Annotated in this window: 18 protein-coding genes and 1 other annotated feature; of the genes, 14 read left to right on the top strand and 4 right to left on the bottom strand. The window is 44.4% G+C overall.

Going from position 1 to position 20,513, the window contains the following annotated elements:
- The first annotated feature begins 163 nt into the window (after window positions 1-163).
- Both yeiP and R7R24_RS09610 read left to right on the top strand, forming a co-directional pair.
- Window positions 164-730 (top strand): elongation factor P-like protein YeiP, encoded by a 567-nt coding sequence (gene yeiP, locus R7R24_RS09615; RefSeq protein ID WP_005376801.1) that lies wholly within the window; start codon window positions 164-166, stop codon window positions 728-730.
- 2 nt (window positions 731-732) lie between these two features.
- Window positions 733-1,053, top strand: coding sequence for an HI1450 family dsDNA-mimic protein (locus R7R24_RS09610; protein WP_005376800.1), 321 nt, complete (start codon window positions 733-735; stop codon window positions 1,051-1,053).
- Window positions 1,054-1,240: 187 nt separating this feature from the next.
- Here the strand turns inward: R7R24_RS09610 and rluB are convergent, their stop codons facing one another.
- The gene (gene rluB, locus R7R24_RS09605; protein WP_005376798.1) at window positions 1,241-2,179 is read right to left on the bottom strand and encodes a 23S rRNA pseudouridine(2605) synthase RluB; all 939 of its coding nucleotides are present in this window, start codon (window positions 2,177-2,179) and stop codon (window positions 1,241-1,243) included.
- Between the two features lie 565 nt (window positions 2,180-2,744).
- Between rluB and R7R24_RS09600 the strand changes: the two genes are divergently transcribed.
- The gene (locus R7R24_RS09600; protein WP_005376796.1) at window positions 2,745-3,455 is read left to right on the top strand and encodes a calcium-binding protein; all 711 of its coding nucleotides are present in this window, start codon (window positions 2,745-2,747) and stop codon (window positions 3,453-3,455) included.
- Between the two features lie 91 nt (window positions 3,456-3,546).
- Here the strand turns inward: R7R24_RS09600 and R7R24_RS09595 are convergent, their stop codons facing one another.
- Both R7R24_RS09595 and rnm read right to left on the bottom strand, forming a co-directional pair.
- Window positions 3,547-4,167, bottom strand: a complete 621-nt coding sequence (locus tag R7R24_RS09595) for an L-threonylcarbamoyladenylate synthase (RefSeq protein WP_005376791.1) — start codon at window positions 4,165-4,167, stop codon at window positions 3,547-3,549.
- A 59-nt stretch (window positions 4,168-4,226) separates the two neighbouring features.
- Complete coding sequence (gene rnm, locus R7R24_RS09590) at window positions 4,227-5,084, bottom strand: RNase RNM (RefSeq protein WP_005386777.1); 858 nt, start codon at window positions 5,082-5,084, stop codon at window positions 4,227-4,229.
- A 95-nt stretch (window positions 5,085-5,179) separates the two neighbouring features.
- On the opposite strand from rnm, the gene R7R24_RS09585 reads away from it, so the two are divergent.
- From R7R24_RS09585 to R7R24_RS09550, 8 genes are all read left to right on the top strand, one after another.
- A complete protein-coding gene (locus R7R24_RS09585) occupies window positions 5,180-5,305 on the top strand; it encodes a trp operon leader peptide (protein WP_005376787.1) in 126 nt (41 codons plus the stop codon).
- Window positions 5,252-5,355, top strand: a sequence feature (Trp leader region). (Overlaps the previous gene by 54 nt.)
- Before the next feature lie 126 nt (window positions 5,356-5,481).
- Window positions 5,482-7,047: an anthranilate synthase component 1 gene (locus tag R7R24_RS09580; RefSeq protein ID WP_054577684.1), complete on the top strand. Its 1,566-nt coding sequence runs from the start codon at window positions 5,482-5,484 to the stop codon at window positions 7,045-7,047.
- A 16-nt stretch (window positions 7,048-7,063) separates the two neighbouring features.
- Window positions 7,064-7,672, top strand: a complete 609-nt coding sequence (locus R7R24_RS09575) for an aminodeoxychorismate/anthranilate synthase component II (RefSeq protein WP_054577683.1) — start codon at window positions 7,064-7,066, stop codon at window positions 7,670-7,672.
- Window positions 7,673-7,709: 37 nt separating this feature from the next.
- Window positions 7,710-8,720 carry an anthranilate phosphoribosyltransferase gene (trpD, locus tag R7R24_RS09570; protein ID WP_041058298.1) on the top strand — a complete coding sequence of 337 codons (1,011 nt, stop codon included), beginning with the start codon at window positions 7,710-7,712 and terminating at the stop codon, window positions 8,718-8,720.
- Between the two features lie 13 nt (window positions 8,721-8,733).
- Complete coding sequence (gene trpCF / locus R7R24_RS09565) at window positions 8,734-10,173, top strand: bifunctional indole-3-glycerol-phosphate synthase TrpC/phosphoribosylanthranilate isomerase TrpF (protein ID WP_054577682.1); 1,440 nt, start codon at window positions 8,734-8,736, stop codon at window positions 10,171-10,173.
- 64 nt (window positions 10,174-10,237) lie between these two features.
- Entirely contained in the window at window positions 10,238-11,428 is a 1,191-nt protein-coding gene (gene trpB, locus R7R24_RS09560) for a tryptophan synthase subunit beta (RefSeq protein ID WP_005445041.1), read from the top strand.
- Window positions 11,428-12,234: a tryptophan synthase subunit alpha gene (gene trpA / locus R7R24_RS09555; protein WP_025767264.1), complete on the top strand. Its 807-nt coding sequence runs from the start codon at window positions 11,428-11,430 to the stop codon at window positions 12,232-12,234. The genes trpB and trpA overlap by 1 nt, the downstream gene beginning before the upstream one ends.
- Window positions 12,235-12,430: 196 nt before the next feature.
- Window positions 12,431-13,126 carry a Crp/Fnr family transcriptional regulator gene (locus R7R24_RS09550; protein ID WP_005376777.1) on the top strand — a complete coding sequence of 232 codons (696 nt, stop codon included), beginning with the start codon at window positions 12,431-12,433 and terminating at the stop codon, window positions 13,124-13,126.
- A 126-nt stretch (window positions 13,127-13,252) separates the two neighbouring features.
- On the opposite strand, the gene R7R24_RS09545 is transcribed toward R7R24_RS09550, so the two are convergent.
- Entirely contained in the window at window positions 13,253-14,794 is a 1,542-nt protein-coding gene (locus R7R24_RS09545) for a long-chain-fatty-acid--CoA ligase (protein ID WP_054577681.1), read from the bottom strand.
- A gap of 543 nt (window positions 14,795-15,337) precedes the next feature.
- On the opposite strand from R7R24_RS09545, the gene R7R24_RS09540 reads away from it, so the two are divergent.
- The 3 genes from R7R24_RS09540 to R7R24_RS09530 all read left to right on the top strand — a co-directional run bounded on the left by R7R24_RS09540 (window position 15,338) and on the right by R7R24_RS09530 (window position 20,471).
- On the top strand, window positions 15,338-16,597 hold the full coding sequence (locus R7R24_RS09540; RefSeq protein WP_005376774.1) for a dicarboxylate/amino acid:cation symporter: 1,260 nt from the start codon (window positions 15,338-15,340) through the stop codon (window positions 16,595-16,597).
- A gap of 156 nt (window positions 16,598-16,753) precedes the next feature.
- The gene (locus R7R24_RS09535) at window positions 16,754-17,938 is read left to right on the top strand and encodes an acyl-homoserine-lactone synthase (RefSeq protein WP_054577680.1); all 1,185 of its coding nucleotides are present in this window, start codon (window positions 16,754-16,756) and stop codon (window positions 17,936-17,938) included.
- A complete protein-coding gene (locus R7R24_RS09530; RefSeq protein ID WP_054577679.1) occupies window positions 17,931-20,471 on the top strand; it encodes a hybrid sensor histidine kinase/response regulator in 2,541 nt (846 codons plus the stop codon). Before R7R24_RS09535 ends, R7R24_RS09530 begins: the two co-directional genes overlap by 8 nt.
- Window positions 20,472-20,513 lie beyond the last annotated feature (42 nt).

The following is a 20,513-nucleotide window of genomic DNA, read 5'->3' as shown; positions in this document are numbered from 1 at the left end:
AGTTGGACTATATGTTCTCTTAGCCGACTCACTGAATCAAGTCCATTCAGGTGTTTAGTCATGGGAGTAACAACAAATTTCTGCAATGAATTTTAATGCTAGGCGGCTAACTTAGCGCTATAATCACCGAGTTTTGCTTAATAAGTATGAATAGGAATATACAATGCCAAAGGCAAGTGAAATCAAAAAAGGCTTCGCAATCGAGTCTAATGGTAAAACTCTTCTAGTTAAAGACATCGAAGTAACGACTCCAGGCGGTCGTGGCGGCGCTAAAATCTACAAAATGCGTTGTACAGATCTAAACACGGGCGCACGTGTAGATGAGCGTTACAAGTCTGATGACGTTGTTGAAACGGTAGAAATGAACAAACGTGCAGTTGTGTACTCATACGCTGACGGCGATGAGCACATCTTCATGGATAACGAAGACTACTCACAATACACATTCAAGCACAATGAAGTTGAAGACGACATGCTGTTCATCAACGAAGATACACAAGGTATCCACATTATCCTTGTTAACGGTGCTGCAGTGGGTATTGAACTACCATCTTCTGTTGAGCTAGTGATTGAAGAAACTGACCCTTCAATCAAAGGTGCTTCTGCATCTGCTCGCACTAAGCCAGCACGCTTCGCTTCAGGTCTTGTCATCCAGGTTCCTGAGTACATTGCAACTGGTGACCGTGTTATCATTAACACAGCTGAACGTAAATACATGAGCCGAGCATAAGCATGTCTGATTTGATTTCTTACGACGACGTCATCGACGCAGCGTACGACATTTTCCTTGAGATGGCTCCAGATAACCTAGAGCCTGCTGACGTGATTCTGTTTACTGCGCAATTTGAAGATCGTGGTGCCGCAGAACTTGTTGAAACCGGTGATGACTGGGTTGAACATGTTGGCTTCGAGATCGACAAAGAAGTATATGCAGAGGTTCGTATCGGCCTAGTAAATGAGGAAAATGACGTTCTTGATGACGTATTTGCTCGTATGCTAATCAGCCGAGACCCTGAACATAAGTTCTGCCATATGCTTTGGAAACGCGATTAACGTTTCTTCATCATGAACAAAGATACCAGCCTAGTGCTGGTATTTTTTTATCTGTTATTTTCGTCTAGCTGAGATATTTGTTTATACAAAGCACCCTGCTCTATATAGGCTTTAGACCCTTTTGTTATGTAACAGATAAGAAAAAGGCTTGCCGAATTGGCAAGCCTTTCTGATGTTTTGCTATCGATTAACGATGCTTGTTGCGTGCGCCTTGGTCACCAGCAGTCTTCTTCGGCTTACGACGAGAAGGGTTGTTGCTGCGACCTTTTGGCGTGTTAACACGCTCTTCATGGCGCTTAACTGCGCGACGAATTTTTTGGCTGCGTGCACGCTCACGTTTGCGTGACGTGTTGTCTTTGTTCAGATCAAGCATGGTTTCTTTCTCTGGACGAAGCTCTACAAGCTCACGCAAGTAGTTTACTTCTTTCAGGTCAAGCTCCATCCAACCGCCACGAGGCAGTTTCTTGTCTAAGAAGATGTCGCCGTAACGAACACGTTTCAGACGGCTAACGGTACACTCTTGCGATTCCCATAGTCGACGAACTTCGCGGTTACGACCTTCGTTGATAACAACGTAAAACGTGTGGTTCATGCCTTCACCACCCGCGTAAACAACATCTTCAAAGCGAGCTAAACCGTCTTCCAGTTCAACACCTTTTACTAGATTACGAACTTTCTGTTCAGTTACTTCACCGAACACACGTACTAGGTATTCACGTTCAACTTGGCGGCTTGGGTGCATTAAGCGGTTCGCCAGTTCACCATCCGTTGTGAAAAGTAGAAGACCAGAAGTGTTCGCATCCAGACGACCAACTGAAATCCAACGAGAGCCACGAATTTTTGGCAGACGATCAAAAACAGTACGACGACCTTCTGGATCGTGACGAGTACACAGTTCACCCTCAGGTTTGTAGTACGCAAGTACACGACAAATCACTTCTTCTTGAATCTTTGCAGAGACAATGTGACCATCGATACGAACTACGCTGCTCTCGTCTTCAAGTCTTTCACCAAGCTTAGCGACTACACCGTTCACGCTAACGCGACCAGATTTAATTAACGATTCAATCTCACGACGAGAACCGTGACCAGCACGTGCTAATACTTTTTGTAACTTTTCGCTCATTTATCTACCTATGTGTCGTCTTCACAGACGTCTAGACCAGGATTGGTCTGCATTTTGCTATTTACCCATTTCAGTGGGATTTTTCGGTCGGACATTATACGTAACTTTCTTAGTTAATGTAAGCTAAATCGGCGCCATTCTCTACACCAAAATTCACTTCAAAAATGACCGAAATATTTGTCCTATTCTGCAACTTTTTTACTACTTAAAGCAGTCATTGCTCAACGAGAATCCCACTAATATCGGTCTTCCTGAACCACTTTAACCACGCGGTACCTGATAAAATTGTCAGGGTTACAACAATAACCACTTGGGGTGTGTTTACTGTTCGTATTGCTAGAAAACAACGAAGAATAAGCCGTCCCGGTTTGCTGCTAAGTAATACCAATCACCGCAGACAATGAGCGCTCATAGCAAAGCACGGTCGTGGGTAACAAGACAAAAATTGTCTTTAAGTCATTAGTTCACATCAAAAATAACACTAATGCTATCGTGTACTCTGACTCACTCGGTTCGCTCTGCACTCTCGGCGATTGGCATAAATCAGACAAAAAGGAATAGAACAATGTCTATGCTAAATCTCGACCTAAATTGGATTTTTGGGACATCTCAAGATGACGATATGACAGGCACAAAAGGCTCTGAAACAACCGATATTTTCTTCGGCTTCTGTGGTGATGATAAGTTTGTAGGATACGGAGGTAATGATATTGTCTTCGGTGGCTGGGGAGATGATACCTTGCTTGGTGGCCGAGGTAACGACTTTGTTTCTGGCGGCTTTGGAAACGACTTCCTATCCGGCGGATTAGGAAACGACAAACTCTTTGGTGGCTGTGGCGACGACACAATTTTTGATTATTCAGGCAACAACTACTTGAGTGGTGGCTGGGGTAACGACACGCTCGTTGTTGGTGATGGTGAATCAGTACTGAGCGGTGGCTGTGGAGACGACACCTTCGTGCTTACAAACCGCCTTGCTATTGGTGTACCTGATCAGCCTGTATCTTCCAACGATATTGATGTCAAAGCCGACATTGTCGATTTTAATATTTTCCATGACAAACTTGTCTTTGATATGGGCCGAGACACTGATAACGATGGCATTCGAGATACGTTCTTGGATTCAGCGGATGATCTGACTTTATCTTACAATGAATGTGGCTGGGCAGTATTCTCAAGTGATGAATACAATGTTGAAGTGACACTAAACGGTGTGAGCTCTGCATACATCAACTATGCAGAACAAAATGGTATCGACATTTTCGATTTTGCTTAACCTCAATCAGTTAAGTTCAATGAGATATTCGATATGACAACTAAAATAGGAGGCGCGATGCCTCCTATTTTGTTTGGCGGTGGTGCGTCTACTATTCGAATGGTGCAGGGTCACCTGATCCCAAACGAACTACAACAGGTTCACCTTCGCTAAAGTCAATTACAGTCGTAGGTTGTTCACCTAGGTAACCGCCATTAAGAATCACATCAACCGCATGTTCTAGTTTATCGCGAATATCCTCTGGATCAGATTCTGTTACGTCACTGCCAGGTAGAATCAACGACGTAGACATCATCGGTTCACCTAATGCTTCCAACAAGTCCAAGGCAATTTGATTGTCTGGGACACGGATACCGATGGTCTTACGTTTTGCATTCATCAAACGACGCGGCACTTCTTTTGTGCCTTTGAAGATGAAGGTGTAAGGACCTGGTGTGTTATTTTTCAGCAGTCGGAATGCAGAGTTATCCACTCGCGCATAGAGAGAAAGCTCCGACAAATCACGACACAATAAAGTAAAGTTATGCTTATCATCCAGACGACGAATCTGACAGATTCGTTCCAGTGCCTGTTTGTTCTCCAACTGACAGCCAAGTGCGTACCCTGAATCAGTAGGGTAAACCACAACGCCGCCGTTACGAATGATTGCTACTGCTTGATTAATCAAGCGAGCCTGTGGGTTTTCTGGGTGAACGTAAAAAAACTGGCTCATTGTAATTCCTCATTATCGAGCCTCTCGGCTCTATATTTTTATGGGTTCTCGACTTCGTATTACTGAGTATTATTCAACGAAGGATCTATTCCCCAATCTTTCCAAACTGGTTCGACGCCAGCAGGCAACCATAGGTTCCTTCCTAGCTCCATCCACGGTGATGGGTAGTGAAAATCACTGCCTTGAGAGGCTAATAGTTTGTATTGTATAGCATAATCAGCCAAGTTGCGCCTTTCTTGTTGCGCTTGCTGTGGCTGTGCAACTTCCATCGCATCACCACCCGCTTCGACAAACGCTGCTAGAAGACGCTTAATCCACTTCGCTGTCAACTTATATCTACCAGGATGCGCTAATACCGCCATTCCACCAGCCGCATGGATAGCATCAACCGCATCCTTCATCGAACACCAATTCGGTGGTACATAACCTGGGTTATTACGCGTTAGGTATTTTTTAAACACCATTTGCATGGTTTTTGCGTAACCATTATCTACCAACCATTTCGCGAAATGCGCTCTTGTCACTGGAGCATCACCGGCGATTTGCCTTACCTCTTCAAGCACACCTACTCGAGTTGCTTTTTGTAGTCGCTCTGCAATTAACTCAGATCGTGTTATGCGATGCTGCTTCTGTTGTTCTATGAGGGCAGATAATTGTTCATTTTCCGGATCGATATTCAGGCCGACAATATGAATATCTTTGTTTTGCCAGACGGTCGATATCTCAATGCCATTGATGATTTTTATCGGCAAATTATTATCTTGAACGTATTGCTTAGCTAACGCCAAACCGTCAACCGTATCATGATCAGTGATCGCCAAAACCTCGATATCAAAACTCAGCGCCCTTTCCACTAAATCTTTAGGTTCTAACCGACCGTCCGATGCAGTGGTGTGACTATGTAAATCAATTCTCATATTTTTATCGTTTTAATGCCGTTTTGGGGTTGACTTTTTACTCTCGCACTAGTTAACTAGTACATAAATACAAAGTACGTAATTTAAGGTTCACCATGTTACAAGAATTTAACCAAAACCAAAAAGCGAAAGTTGCGGTTTGTCTTAATAAGGCAAACTCATCAGATCTTGCTTGGTGGCGCACTTGGACTAGTTCTTGGTGGGCAAACGTATACTTCTAGTTTATAGAACCAAACGTTGTAAAGCCCGCTACTTAAGCGGGCTTTTTTGTTTTGTTGCTCATTTCACATTCAACTGCCTAAACATTAATCGAATATAGCCAACTCTAGATTGGGAGAACGTTTGCTTTATGCGACTATGTACGGCAGGAAGATTTAAACAGCTACAAGGAGGTCTTGTGAACAAGGCCATTGAAATTAAGAAACTTGGACAGCTTGAAGCGCTAACGGCTTCCGTCCCTTATACTCAAGACCCGACTCGCTTGTTCCACACACTATGTGAGAACAAAACTGACAGCCTATTGCTGGAATCTGCTGAGATCGATTCAAAGCAAAATTTAAAATCCCTGCTGATCGTAGATTCAGCGGTTCGCATTGTTTGCTTCGGCCATACCGTTAGCATGCACGCCTTGAGCAATAACGGTAAAAACCTACTGTCTCACCTAAACCAGAACATCCGTGGTGACGTTGAGAGCAAGTTCGATGGCGAAACGCTAACTTTGCAGTTTAACCAGCCATGCGACACGTTAGATGAAGACTCTCGCCTACGTGAAGCCTCTTCTTTCGATGCGCTACGTTTGGTTCAGCATAGTTTTGATATTTCACAGCAAGACAAACACGCAGTTTTCCTTGGTGGTCTGTTTGCCTACGACTTAGTCGCAAACTTTGAGCCGCTTGGTAATGCCGAAGCAACAAATCAGTGTCCAGATTACGTTTTCTACGTCGCGGAAACACTACTTGTTGTCGACCATCAAACGGAATCTTGCCAGCTTCAAGCGACGTTGTTTGTTGATGGTTCAGAGAAAACAGCGTTAGAGACTCGTATTGCAGAAATTAGCGCCCAGTGTGCAGCGCCAAAACTGTTGCCGAGTGCAGAGCAAATAACAGATGTAACGGTAGAACCTAGCGTGTCTGATGCAGACTTCTGCCAAACCGTTCGCGACTTAAAAGAGTTCGTAGTGAAAGGCGATGTATTCCAAGTTGTACCGTCTCGTAGATTCACTCTACCTTGTCCTTCTCCACTGGCGGCTTACAAAGAACTGAAACAAAGTAACCCAAGCCCTTACATGTTCTACATGCAAGATGAGCTGTTCACTCTGTTTGGCGCATCACCTGAAAGCGCGCTTAAGTATGAAACCGATACCAACCAAATTGAAATCTACCCAATTGCAGGCACACGTCGCCGCGGTAAGCGCCCGAATGGAGAGATCGATTTCGACCTAGATAGCCGCATCGAACTTGAACTACGCACCGACATGAAAGAAAACGCAGAACACATGATGTTGGTTGACTTGGCACGTAACGACGTCGCTCGTATTGCTCAAGCTGGCACTCGCCACGTAGCAGACCTTCTAAAAGTCGACCGTTACAGCCACGTGATGCACTTGGTATCACGCGTGGTTGGTCAACTGCGTGAAGACCTAGACGCGCTGCACGCATACCAAGCTTGTATGAACATGGGCACGCTCACTGGTGCACCAAAGATTCGCGCAATGCAGTTGATTCGCGATGTGGAAGGCGCACGTCGCGGTAGCTACGGCGGTGCGGTTGGTTACCTAACTGGTGAAGGCACACTCGACACGTGTATCGTCATTCGCTCAGCTTACGTAGAAAACGGCATTGCTCAAGTTCAAGCTGGTGCAGGAGTGGTGTTCGACTCTGATCCGCAAGCGGAAGCAGACGAAACGCGCGGCAAAGCACAAGCGGTAATCTCTGCTATCCAAGCAGCGCATAAGTCACAATAAGGAATAGGGTTCAGAGATGGCTAATATCATTTTTATCGACAACTTTGACTCGTTCACCTACAACCTTGTGGATCAATTCCGCTCGCTAGGTCACTCAGTCAAGATTTACCGAAACAACATTCCAGCAGAAACCATTGAACAAGCGATAAACGAGCTTGAAAACCCGGTGGTTCTGCTGTCACCAGGTCCTGGTGCACCGTCAGAGGCAGGCTCAATGCCAGAGCTTATCCAACGTATGAAAGGCAAAGTACCGATGATCGGCATTTGTCTTGGTCATCAAGCTATTGTTGAAGCGTACGGCGGTACTGTTGCTGGCGCGGGCGAAATCATTCACGGTAAGGTCTCTATGATGGAGCACCAAAACCATGCGATTTACCAAAACCTACCATCACCACTTGCAATTGCACGTTACCACTCGCTGGTTGCGACCAAGGTTCCTGAGAGCCTAACCATCACAGCAGAAGTGGATGACTTGGTCATGTCTGTTGTACATGAAGAAGATAAAGTTTGCGGGTTCCAGTTCCACCCGGAATCTATTATGACGACCTACGGAGCAACACTGTTGGCCAATGCCATTGAATGGGCACTTGAAGAACAAACTTCAGCGAACCCACTCACTGCTTAAATAGCACTTGGCACATAAGAAATTTAGGAGAGGAAATATGGAAGCAATCATCAACCCTATTATTACCAAACTGTACGAGCAAGAATCGCTTACTCAGGAAGAGAGCCAACAGCTATTCGACATCATTATCCGTGGGGAACTAGACCCAATTTTGATGGCATCAGCACTGACTGCACTAAAAATCAAAGGCGAGACACCGGATGAAATAGCAGGCGCGGCAAAAGCGCTGTTGGCAAATGCAAACCCATTCCCTCGTCCAGATTATGATTTCGCAGATATCGTAGGTACTGGCGGCGACGGTCACAACACCATCAACATTTCAACCACTGCGGCGTTTGTTGCTGCAGCATGTGGTCTAAAAGTAGCGAAACACGGTAACCGCAGCGTTTCGAGCAAATCGGGTTCTTCTGACCTTCTTGATTCATTTGGTATCAACCTAGCTATGAGCGCAGACGATACGCGCAAAGCGGTAGACAATATCGGTGTTGCTTTCCTATTTGCACCTCAATACCACGGTGGTGTGCGACATGCGATGCCAGTGCGTCAAACCATGAAAACACGCACTATCTTTAACATTCTTGGCCCACTGATTAACCCTGCTCGTCCTAACATCGAATTGATGGGCGTTTACAGTGAAGAACTGGTTCGTCCTATCGCAGAAACCATGCTACAAATGGGTATGAAGCGCGCCGCTGTAGTACACGGCAGTGGCTTGGACGAAGTAGCAATTCACGGTGAAACAACCGTTGCCGAGATCAAAGACGGTAAGATCACAGAATACAAACTAACGCCTGCAGACTTCGGTCTAGAAGCGCACCCGCTAGAAGCGATCAAAGGTGGCGATCCTGAAGAAAACAAAGCGATCATTACCAACATTCTGACGGGTAAAGGTACAGACGCGCAATTGGGCGCAGTGGCGGTGAACGTTGCTCTGCTAATGCGCCTATTCGGCCACGAAGATTTAAAAGCCAACACGCAACAAGCGATTGAGGCAATGAATTCAGGCAAGGCGTACCAATTGGTACAACAACTTGCCGCACACGCTTAAGGAATTGAAGAACATGACTGACTTCAACACTCAGCAAGCTGACAACCTGTCTGAACACGTTTCTAAGAAAGAAGCAGAAATGGCAGAAGTACTGGCGAAAATTGTCCGCGACAAATATCAGTGGGTAGCAGACCGTAAGGTGTCTCAACCGCTAAGCACATTTCAGTCTGATTTGCTGCCATCGGACCGCAGCTTCTACGATGCTCTGAGTGGCGAAACGACGGCATTCATCACCGAATGTAAGAAGGCATCTCCTTCTAAAGGTTTGATTCGTGATCACTTCGACTTGGATTACATTGCATCGGTTTATAACAACCATGCTGATGCGATTTCAGTCCTAACAGACGAGAAGTACTTCCAAGGCAACTTTGACTTTCTTCCTCAAGTACGCGGTCAAGTCAAACAACCTGTTCTGTGCAAAGACTTCATGGTAGATACCTACCAAGTTTACCTAGCACGTCATTACAGTGCTGATGCCGTGCTACTGATGCTTTCTGTCCTTAATGACGAAGAGTACAAAGCGCTAGAGGAAGCGGCGCACAGCCTGAACATGGGTATCTTGACCGAAGTCAGCAACGAAGAAGAGCTTCATCGTGCCGTTAAGCTTGGCGCACGCGTTATCGGCATTAATAACCGTAACCTTCGCGACCTAAGTACTGATTTGAATCGTACTAAAGAACTGGCACCGACAATTCGTGAACTGGCTCCTAACGCAACAGTAATCTCAGAATCTGGCATTTATACGCATCAACAAGTTCGTGATTTAGCGGAATACGCAGACGGCTTCTTGATTGGTAGTTCACTGATGGCAGAAGACAACTTAGAACTTGCTGTACGTAAAGTGACCTTAGGCGAAAACAAAGTGTGTGGCTTAACGCATCCAGATGACGCAGCAAAAGCATATCAAGCAGGCGCAGTATTTGGTGGCCTGATTTTTGTCGAGAAGTCGAAGCGTGCGGTCGACCTTGAGGGTGCGCGCTTAACCATGAGCGGTGCTCCACTTAACTACGTAGGCGTGTTCCAAAATCACGATATCGACTTTGTTGCTTCTGTCGTGACCTCTTTGGGTTTAAAAGCGGTGCAACTGCACGGTCAAGAAGACCAAGCTTACGTTAATCAGCTAAAAGCAGAGCTACCAGCATGTGTTGAAATCTGGAAAGCTTACGGTGTGACAGATGCGAAGCCAGAACTGCTTTCGGACAACATTGACCGTCACCTATTAGATGCACAAGTTGGCACTCAAACAGGTGGAACCGGACAAGTGTTCGACTGGTCACTGATCGGCGACCCAAGTCAAATTATGCTAGCGGGCGGACTGTCGCCAGAAAATGCTCAACAAGCAGCGACACTAGGTTGCTTGGGATTAGATTTAAACTCTGGTGTAGAAAGCGCACCAGGCAAAAAAGATTCACAGAAGTTGCTTGCGGCCTTCACCGCCATTCGCAACTACTAAAGCTGGACATCAGCTAAAAAATTTAAAGCTATTCGTAGCGAAAAATACGAGAAGGAATATAACGATGGCAAAACTGAATGCCTACTTTGGCGAATACGGCGGTCAGTACGTTCCGCAAATTCTAGTTCCAGCGCTGGAGCAACTAGAGCAAGCGTTTATAGACGCGCAAGAAGATCCAGAATTCCGCAGCGAATTCATGACGCTTCTCCAAGAGTATGCGGGCCGTCCAACGGCTTTGACTCTAACTCGTAACCTAACCAAAGGTACGAAAACCAAACTGTACCTAAAACGTGAAGACCTACTTCACGGTGGCGCGCACAAGACCAACCAAGTGTTAGGTCAAGCTCTGCTTGCAAAACGCATGGGTAAAAACGAAATCATCGCAGAAACAGGCGCAGGCCAACACGGTGTAGCAACTGCACTAGCGTGTGCGCTGCTTGGCCTTAAGTGTCGCGTTTACATGGGTGCAAAAGACGTTGAGCGTCAAAGCCCGAACGTATTCCGTATGAAGCTAATGGGCGCAGAAGTTATTCCTGTCCACTCGGGTTCAGCAACGCTTAAAGACGCATGTAACGAAGCGCTACGCGACTGGTCTGCAACTTATGAAGACGCGCACTACCTACTAGGTACAGCGGCAGGTCCTCACCCATTCCCAACCATCGTGCGTGACTTCCAACGCATGATTGGTGAAGAAACGAAGAATCAGATTTTGGCACGTGAAGGCCGTCTTCCTGATGCGGTTATCGCATGTGTGGGCGGTGGTTCAAACGCTATCGGCATGTTTGCTGACTTCATCGAAGAAGAAAGCGTTCGCCTAATTGGTGTTGAGCCAGCAGGTAAAGGTATCGATACTGACCAGCACGGTGCACCACTTAAGCATGGTAAAACAGGCATCTTCTTCGGTATGAAAGCGCCATTGATGCAAGATCCAAACGGCCAAGTTGAAGAGTCTTACTCAGTATCTGCTGGTCTTGATTTCCCTTCAGTTGGTCCACAACACGCCCACCTAAACGCAATCGGCCGTGCTGAATACGACAACGTAACAGATGATGAGGCGCTAGAAGCATTCCAAGAGATTGCGCGTCACGAAGGTATCATCCCTGCTCTAGAATCTTCTCACGCACTGGCTCATGCACTGCGTATGGCTCGTGAGAACCCAGAAAAAGAGCAATTGTTGGTTGTTAACCTATCTGGTCGTGGTGATAAAGATATCTTCACTGTGCATGCCATCCTAGAAGAAAAAGGAGCAATCTAATGAGCCGTTATGAAAAGATGTTTGAGCGCCTAAACGAAAAGAACCAAGGCGCGTTTGTACCGTTCGTAACGGTTTGCGATCCAAACGCAGAGCAGTCTTACAAAATCATGGAAACACTGGTTGAGTCTGGCGCAGATGCCCTTGAACTTGGTATTCCATTTTCAGATCCGCTAGCCGATGGCCCAACCATCCAAGGCGCTAACATTCGCGCGTTAGATTCAGGTGCAACACCAGATATCTGCTTCGAGCAAATCGGTAAGATCCGAGCTAAGTACCCAGAGTTGCCTATTGGCCTTCTGATGTACGCGAACCTTGTTTACTCTCGTGGTATCGAGAACTTCTATGAGCGTTGTGCAAAAGCAGGCATCGATTCTGTTTTGATTGCAGACGTACCAACTAATGAAAGTGCTGAATTTGTTGCTGCTGCAGAAAAGTTTGGTATTCACCCAATCTTCATCGCACCACCAACGGCAAGTGATGAAACACTGAAGCAAGTATCAGAGTTGGGTGGCGGATACACTTACCTACTCTCTCGTGCAGGTGTTACTGGCGCAGAAACCAAAGCAAACATGCCTGTAGGTCATATGCTCGATAGACTGAACCAATTTGATGCACCACCAGCGCTACTTGGTTTTGGCATCTCTGAGCCTGCACAGGTGAAACAAGCACTAGAATCTGGTGCGGCTGGTGCAATTTCTGGTTCAGCCGTGGTAAAAATCATTGAAGCAAACGTTGAGCAGCCACAAATTATGCTCGACAAGCTAGGTGAATTCGTTTCTGCAATGAAAGCTGCCACTCAAAAATAATTTCAGTTTGATATGACACAACAACGCCCGCTTAACATTATGTTTAGTGGGCGTTTTCTTACTATCGCGTTTATACCACGTCATTTTTTGTTCAACGCCCGCACTTTCCAAATCTATCTCAAGCAGAGCACTCAAAGAGTGTTAAGCTTGGGTAACTTAACTAACTCAATAAAGCAATGTGCAGTAAGGTTGCTACATGGAAGAAGTCAAAACACTGCTAGCCAAATGTCCTGTACTATCAGGGCTGCCAGATAAAGGGCTCAGTGAAGCAGCGCAAATGACTAAGGTTCGCTGCTTCGACGAAAAAGCACTGATTTGCAATAAAGGTGCACTTCAATCTTCTCTTATGGTCATAGCTCAAGGTGCAGTGAGAGTGAACTCAATTAGTTCAAAAGGCAAAGAAGTCACACTGATGATTTTCGAAGCTGGTGGCTGGTTTGGAGACAATGTTTTTTCTCCCGGTATGCCTCGTATTTTTGGTGCGACCGCGCATTCGGACGTGACTGTAATGGAGCTTCCTGGAGATAAATTTCGCCAGTTACTCGCCAAATACCCTCAAAGTTACCCCACTATACTCGACTTACTTAGCCGCCGTTTATGGTCTGCTATTTCTGTTATCGAAGATGACGCGATTAGAGGAATTGAAGAACGAGTCGCCAAAAGGTTGTTGCTGCTTGCTGAATACCAACTTAATCAAGCGATCGATACTCGACCATGCGTTGTCAGGGTAACAAGAGAACATATCGCTAACATGATGGGGCTAACTCGTCAGAGTGTACACAAGATACTAAAACGATTAGAAAGTATCGGGATGCTAGAGCTAAACTATGGCTCAGTAACCATTACCAATCCGAAGCGCTTAGAAGAATACTTTAAAGAACTCGAGCAATAGATCCATTCAACAAACGCTAAGTATTGTCTAACGATAGCTAAAAAACTTATGCATCTAATTGGTCAAGAGCACAACACCATTTGCGCTTAGGCAAGTGGCGCTGTGACACAAAAACCATTAAATTGACTAAGCTATATTCAATTCAGATTTCAACTCACGTTTCAAAATCTTTCCTGTCGCACTCATCGGGAGGTGTTCACGAATTTCGACATAACGAGGATACTTAAACGAGGCTAATTGCTCTTTACCCCACTTATGTAATGAATCGGCGTCAATGTATTCTTTTGGTTTAAGTACAACGTAGGCTTTTATCTCTTCGCCATACTCTTCATTTGGAATCCCTATCACCGCTACCATTGAAACTGCAGGATGAGTCATGAAAACTTCTTCAATTTCTCTGGGATAAACATTAAATCCACCTCGAATGATCAGATCTTTCATTCTATCGACAATAAATAAATTACCTGAACTGTCAAAGCGGCCCACATCACCAGTATGGAACCAACCATTTTGTAGCGCAGATTCAGTAACTTCTGGGCGGTCAAGATATCCCTTCATAACATTATGACCACGCACAACAATCTCACCTTCTTCGCCTATCGGTAGTGCATTGCCTTCAATGTCGATAACTCTTACTTCGACGCCTTGAACCGGTTGACCTACCGAGCCTGGTATTCGCTCCTGATCTAAATGATTAAAACATGCAATAGGACTTGTCTCCGACAACCCGTATCCTTCTAAGATCGGCACATTAAATGTTTCTTCAAAGGTTCGAAAGATTTCGGTTGGTAATGGCGCACCACCGCTTACTGCAACACGCAATGACGAGGTATCAAATTGATGCTGCACATGAAGCAGACCGATGTACATCGTTGGCACACCAGCAAATATCGTCACCCTATGTTTTTCCACCAGCTCAAGAACATGTTTAGGCTCAAACCTAGGCACTAACACCAATGTTGCCCCGCCCAAAACACTAGCATTTAAGTGGACGGTTTGACCAAATGTATGAAATAAAGGCAAAGTTACTAAGTGAATATCATCGGCCTGGCTGCCCATAATGTTTTGTGCCACCAGAGCGTTCATTATGATGTTCTGCTGAGTCAGTTCAGCGCCTTTTGGTAAGCCTGTCGTCCCTGATGTATACAAAATCACACATGTATCATCCGCATTACGCGGTATATAATCCGGCAACGGTTGGACATCGGCTATAAACGCATTGAGAGTTATTACACCATTCCAATAGCTTTCATCTTGAGATTGAGTCAATACGACTATGCCTTCGCATGTATCGACTTGTTCAAAGGCTTTGACACCCTCTTTTGCCATTGGCAGTTCTTTCGTCCCTTCAAAGCAGAAATAAAACTTCGCTTTTGAATCTTCTAAGTGATACTTAATTTCTCGCGCTTTCAAAAGCACATTTAATGGGACTGCAACCGCGCCAGCTTTTTGTATTGCATAATAAACAAACGCGAAAAAAGGAATGTTTGGGCATGAAATCGCAACGCGGTCACCTGGCTTTACGCCTTTATTGATTAAAGACGCTGCGATCTTGCCGGCGATCGCATCAAACTGCGCATAATTTATCTTTTCAGTGCCACATATCAACGCCGTTTTATCTGGTTTACTCGCAGCATTTCTTTGTAACGCAGCAGCAAGATTCATCATAGTCTCTTCACCTCTTACTTGTCTTTCTCGTCTAATCAGCTCAGGAGCATTAACTAAGCAAGTTATCTCTAACACTGGATCGTCAGCATTTGAGTCTCACCAGTCATTACAATTTAACATTATGTTTACAACGCAATTAGAGCCAAGAATGTAAAGCAATTAACATTTCAGAAGGCAAATTAATAAAAGTGTGAGCTTGAAAGAGATGAATTGTTATAAATATCAACCCAAGTCACTAAAAACTCTGACTGCAATAGCAAATACAAAAGCGGTTAAAATTAACAAAAAGAAAACAAATAAAGAAAAATAAACTTGAACAATCCTAAGCGCGACCCTTATAAGAAAAATCAATAGCAAACGTTTGCTATTGAACAAAACTTTATCGTTCGTCAATAAAATATCGATTAATCCATCAATAATACCTTGCTGCATATTGCCAATTGTAAACGATAAGTGTAAAAAGCAAGGCGAGATAATTATCCGTAAATCCATTTATGGTTAGTGGGTAATTTTAGGATTTTACATTTTATTAGCACAGAGGTTATGGAAGTGTTAAAAGAAAAGAGTTTGCTAAACAACATTGGCGTACAAGTCGTAATCGCCATGATCGTGGGCACAGCCGTTGGTGCCATGATGGGTCATGATGCGACAGTGTTCGCTCCTTTAGGTGCTATCTTTATCAACTTAATCAAAATGTTGGTTATTCCTTTGGTCGCTGTAGCCTTGATTTCTGGCGCCGCTGGTCTTGGGAACAGCCAGTCAGCAGGTAAAGTTGGCATCGTCACTCTAGGTTATTTTGGTTTAACATCCGCCCTAGCCGTTGCGCTTGCACTATTTATGGGTGAAGTATTCCAACCAGGCATGGGTATCGACGTCTCTGGCGTTGAAGGCATGTTCTCAGCAGAATACGCTTCAAAAGGTGAACTACCTACTTTCTGGGCAACCATCACTGGTATGATCCCAACCAACGTTTTCCAATCACTAAATGAAGCAAACATCCTACAGATCCTCGTTTTCTGTATGTTCTTTGGTATTGCGATTTCTAAGCAAGCAAAAGAGCGTCGTGAACCAATCATCAATGGTGTTAACTGCATCGTTGACGCAATGGTTTGGATGATCAACAAAGTAATGATCATTGCACCTATCGGTGTATTTGGTCTGATGGCAGAAGCCGTCGGTACGTTCGGTTTTGGTGCGCTAATGGTGGTGTTTAAACTGTTCGTTGTTTACGTTGCCGCCATCCTAATCTTCGGTTTCGTTGTTTACCCAGCAATGGTGCATGTTTTCACGAAGACATCTGCGAAGAAATTCCTGTCTTCAATGAAGAAACCGCAAGCAGTTGCGCTTTCAACAGCGTCTTCTATGGCAACACTGCCTGTTACAATGGACACCTGTGAAAAAGAGCTGGGCGTAAAAAATTCAACTGCATCATTTGTTCTGCCTCTAGGCGCAACGATCAACATGTCAGGTAATGCGATTTACTATGGCTTGGTTGCTATCTTCTTTGCTCAACTGTTCAATATCGATCTAGGCATGGGCGCTTACATTGCAATTATCGTAACGTCTACATTGGGTGCGGTTGGTCAAGCGGGTGTTCCTGGCCCTTCTTTCCTAGTGGTTGCCGTGCTTCTTGCCGCTGGCATTCCAATTGAAGGTCTACCGCTGCTATTCGCTCTTGACCGTATTTTCGATATGATTCGTACAGCACTGAACATCACAGGTGATGCTGCATGTGCAGTTATCGTTGATGCGCTAATTGAAGAAGAAACGGCAGAAGCTGAGCTAAAAAAGCAAGAAGCCTAACCCTTTCTTGAATAGACCAAAAACCGCTCATAATGAGCGGTTTTTTTGTCTTTTCTTGCATTACGTAACTATACAAATAGAAACCGATGGCATAAATTTTTCAAAATGATATAAACCATTACAAAATATAACAAAACGTTAGAGCTAGGTTATATCATGAGTCTTGAGCAATCTTTGGAATATCTCACCAAAATAAATTTGCCGATCGAATCAAAGCAGCAGGCCCTGGTTGACTCAGTTATTCTTACCCTAACGAAACAAAAACGAGATGCTCTTTTTCAACAGGTTGCTCTGTATCGAATAAAACTGCTTAAATCTCTCTTTCCTAAACACGCATCAAAAAGTCTTTCTGCACTATTTGAGTTAATGGATTATCGAGATTTAGTGCAACAGTATCCGACAGGTTTCTCCAAAGAGATTCGTTTACTTGAACAACTTGCCGCAGATTGTTACCCGCATTGGATGGTTTTCTGGTGTCAATGCGAGATCGAAGCAATCAAGCAAAAATATCCTTCAAACGAAGCTGCGATTCCTACTCCGCTTCCGTTTGACGACCACAGCTATACTAGCGTGTTAATTGAAGATATCGCAGATTGCGATCTTGAGGTAATGCTGCCAAATCATGCAGCGTTAATGCCGATTTCCGAAGCGATCACACTGAGTAATCTTGAGCTTTTCGTCCAAACTGAACAATGGTTTGAAATCTTGCCTCTTTTATCACTCTCGCAAAAAGGGCAGCACTTTGCGCTCTTGCTCAAATCGTCATCTTCACCAATCTTGGTCTCCTCCGCTTTAGTGCAAAGCTGGCATCAACGAAATAACTGGCTCAGTTACTCACCACAGTTTAGTAACGAACAATGGCAGTTTTGCTTTCCTAATCATGGGTACAGTGTTCTCAATCAACTGGGTATTTTGGAGTGTCGTGCTCTAACTCCTGAGCACACTCTTGTTGGGTTTGATGCTCAGTTTCAATCTCATGTAAAGAACACTGAAGCGGTTTGCGAAGTACTGCGTCTTACGGTGGGAGGCAACATTCAACAAAAGCTGTATTTTTTGTATCTGGCGCAAAAAACTATGATGAGCGAGCTCTATAAAGCAGGCTATAAGCTCGGCTTTACCATTATTGAGCAAGTGTTTATGTTAAATTTCTATCAATCTATTGATTTAAGTGCCTACTTTCACTCAGGATACCGCGACATTAACGGTGACGGTACCAAGACATACCGCGGTTTCTGGAATTTAGGTATGATGGTTGAAGCATTTCAAGACATACAATTTCGCGACTACAAACATTGCGTACGAACAAAAAGAATGGATAAAAAGGTGAATGAGCATGCTTGATGTTCATTTGCACGGTCTCTTTTACCCAAAAGCAATGGCATTGTACGCGACTGTACTAATAGTATTCGCTTGGCTACTGTATTACTGCTATCGCCTAAAACAGAAGAGTGAATCAATCTTAGGCTCGCATCACGCGCCTTACATCGCTTATTCCAGCTGTATCATTGTTTGGATAAGCAGCAACGCCTATTTCCATACCGATTTATTGCCAGAATTAGGCTCTGTTGGTGGCATTTTTATGGCTAAGTTAGCGAACTTAGCGTCTTTTTTCGCCTTTGCGTTTGCATTCTATTTTTCTTGCCAGTTAACCGCAGATGTTAAAAAAACAGCGGTCAAAGTCTGGCAAAAAGTCGTCTTTGTCACACTAGCAACGTATTCACTGTACATCAACTTAGTGCCGAATCTTACTGTCGAAAATGTCACCATTAGTGGTCCAAGCCAGTTCGTCATTAAATTTGGCCCACATACCTCATATTTTTTCATTAGTTTGCTAGCTTTCGTGGTACTAACGCTGCTTAACTTGATTGCCATGCGCGCTAACAGCAGCAAGCTCACGTTAGCAAAAAGCAACTATATGATCGCTGGCATTTTGGTATTCATGTTATCTACGGCAGTGATACACCTTGGAATGACGTATTTCCTTGGCGACTTCTCCCTAACTTGGTTACCACCAGCACTTTCAATCAGCGAAATGTTGTTTGTGGGCTATGCCCTACTTACCTCTCGCTTCTACAGCGCTAAATATCTCACGTACTTAACGGTAAGCGCGCTCTTAGTCTGCGCCATTTTTGTTCTGCCGCTAGGGGCGATATTTATTCCTATCTCTGAAGATAACCAATGGCTTGTTGCGGTACCTTTATGCGCGCTTATCGGTATCAGTTGGCACTTGCTTTTTAAGCGAGTCAGTCGTTTCGCTTCATATTTTATTTATGGGAAACGACACACTCCCGTTCAGCAAATCCTTGGGTTAGAGGAAGAGTTTAAACGCTCAATAGATGATGCTATGCGTCAGTTGGCATCGTTACTTAACATACCAAACAACAAGCTACAGCTAGTCACTAGCAATTACACAGAAACGTTTTACGAAGAGTACCTGCCGTCAAGCAAGTCAGTTCTCGTGCTTGATGAGTTGTCTGAAGAAATTGATTATGCCTCCTCTTCTAAAGGGTCGATGAGAAAGCTCTACGAGCGTATGCGCTCAAGCAATACTGCGCTCGTTATGCCTCTCTTCGGTCGTGGAAAATCTGTTACTCACTTGCTGATTTCTTCACATAAAATAGATAATAAGCTGTTTTCTAATGAAGAAATCTCAGCTCTGCAAACGTTATTAGTTCGCATCCAGAGCACCATTGAAGCCGATAGAAAGGTACGCCAAAGCCGTGCGCTGGCTAACTCCATTGCACATGAAATGCGTAACCCTCTCGCTCAAGTACAATTACAATTTGAAGCTTTAAAACAGCATATAGAGTCAAACGCCTCACTGGATATGCTAAAAAGAGAAATTGATAAAGGTGAAGCCGCTATACAACGCGGTCGACAACTTATCGATATTATTTTACGAGAAGTTAGCGACAGCTCACCAGAGCATGAGCCTTTAGCTCTCACTTCCATACATAAAGCCATCGACCAAGCAGTAAGCCGTTATGGTTTTGAAAACGATCAAATAATTGAGAGAATTAACCTGCCACAGGCACACGATTTTGTCGCGAAGTTAAATGAGACCCTGTTTAACTTTGTCATTTTCAATTTGATTCGTAACGCTATCTACTATTTTGATTCTTATCCCGACAGTCAAATTGAGATTCGTACCCAGGCGGGGGCTTACGAAAACATTCTGATCTTCCGAGATAGTGGGCCAGGTATAGATCGCAGTATCTTACACAAGATATTTGATGACTTTTTCTCGTATCAAAAAAGCGGAGGCAGTGGCTTAGGTTTGGGCTATTGCCAACGTGTTATGCGCTCCTTCGGAGGACGAATAGAGTGCCAGTCTGAATTGAGCGAGTTCACAGAATTCTACTTGTATTTCCCAGTCGTACCAAACGCACCAAAACCAGAGACATTGAGAGCACCGGACTTTGATAACTGGAAAGCAACTCCATCACATTCTGAAAATCATTCAGCTCAACACGTACAAGTATGTAAAGATGCACCAACAGTGCTCATTGTTGATGACAAAGAGGTGCAACGCACCTTGGTACAGATGTATTTAAAAAGATTGGGAGTCAACAGCTTACAAGCAAATAATGGAGCCTCTGCGGTAGAACTATTCCACTCTCACAAGATTGATCTCGTTCTTATGGATGTCCAAATGCCGGTAATGAATGGATTTGACGCCAGCCAACGGATTAAGCAAATCACATCCTCCGTTCCAATCATTGCCTTATCTGGTGAGTCTGGAGCTAGAGAGTTGGAGCTAATTTCGACACTCATGGATGACAGGCTCGAAAAGCCCACCACGTTAAATGCACTTCAAGTCGTCATCCAAAGATGGTTACAGAACGAGAATTTTGCACCTTCCAACACTTTTTAATTTGCAAATATAGAATTGGCACTAGATGTGCATTATTGGAGT

Source organism: Vibrio sp. 704 (genome assembly GCF_033339295.1).
This window is presented reverse-complemented; position numbering and strand designations above follow the sequence as displayed.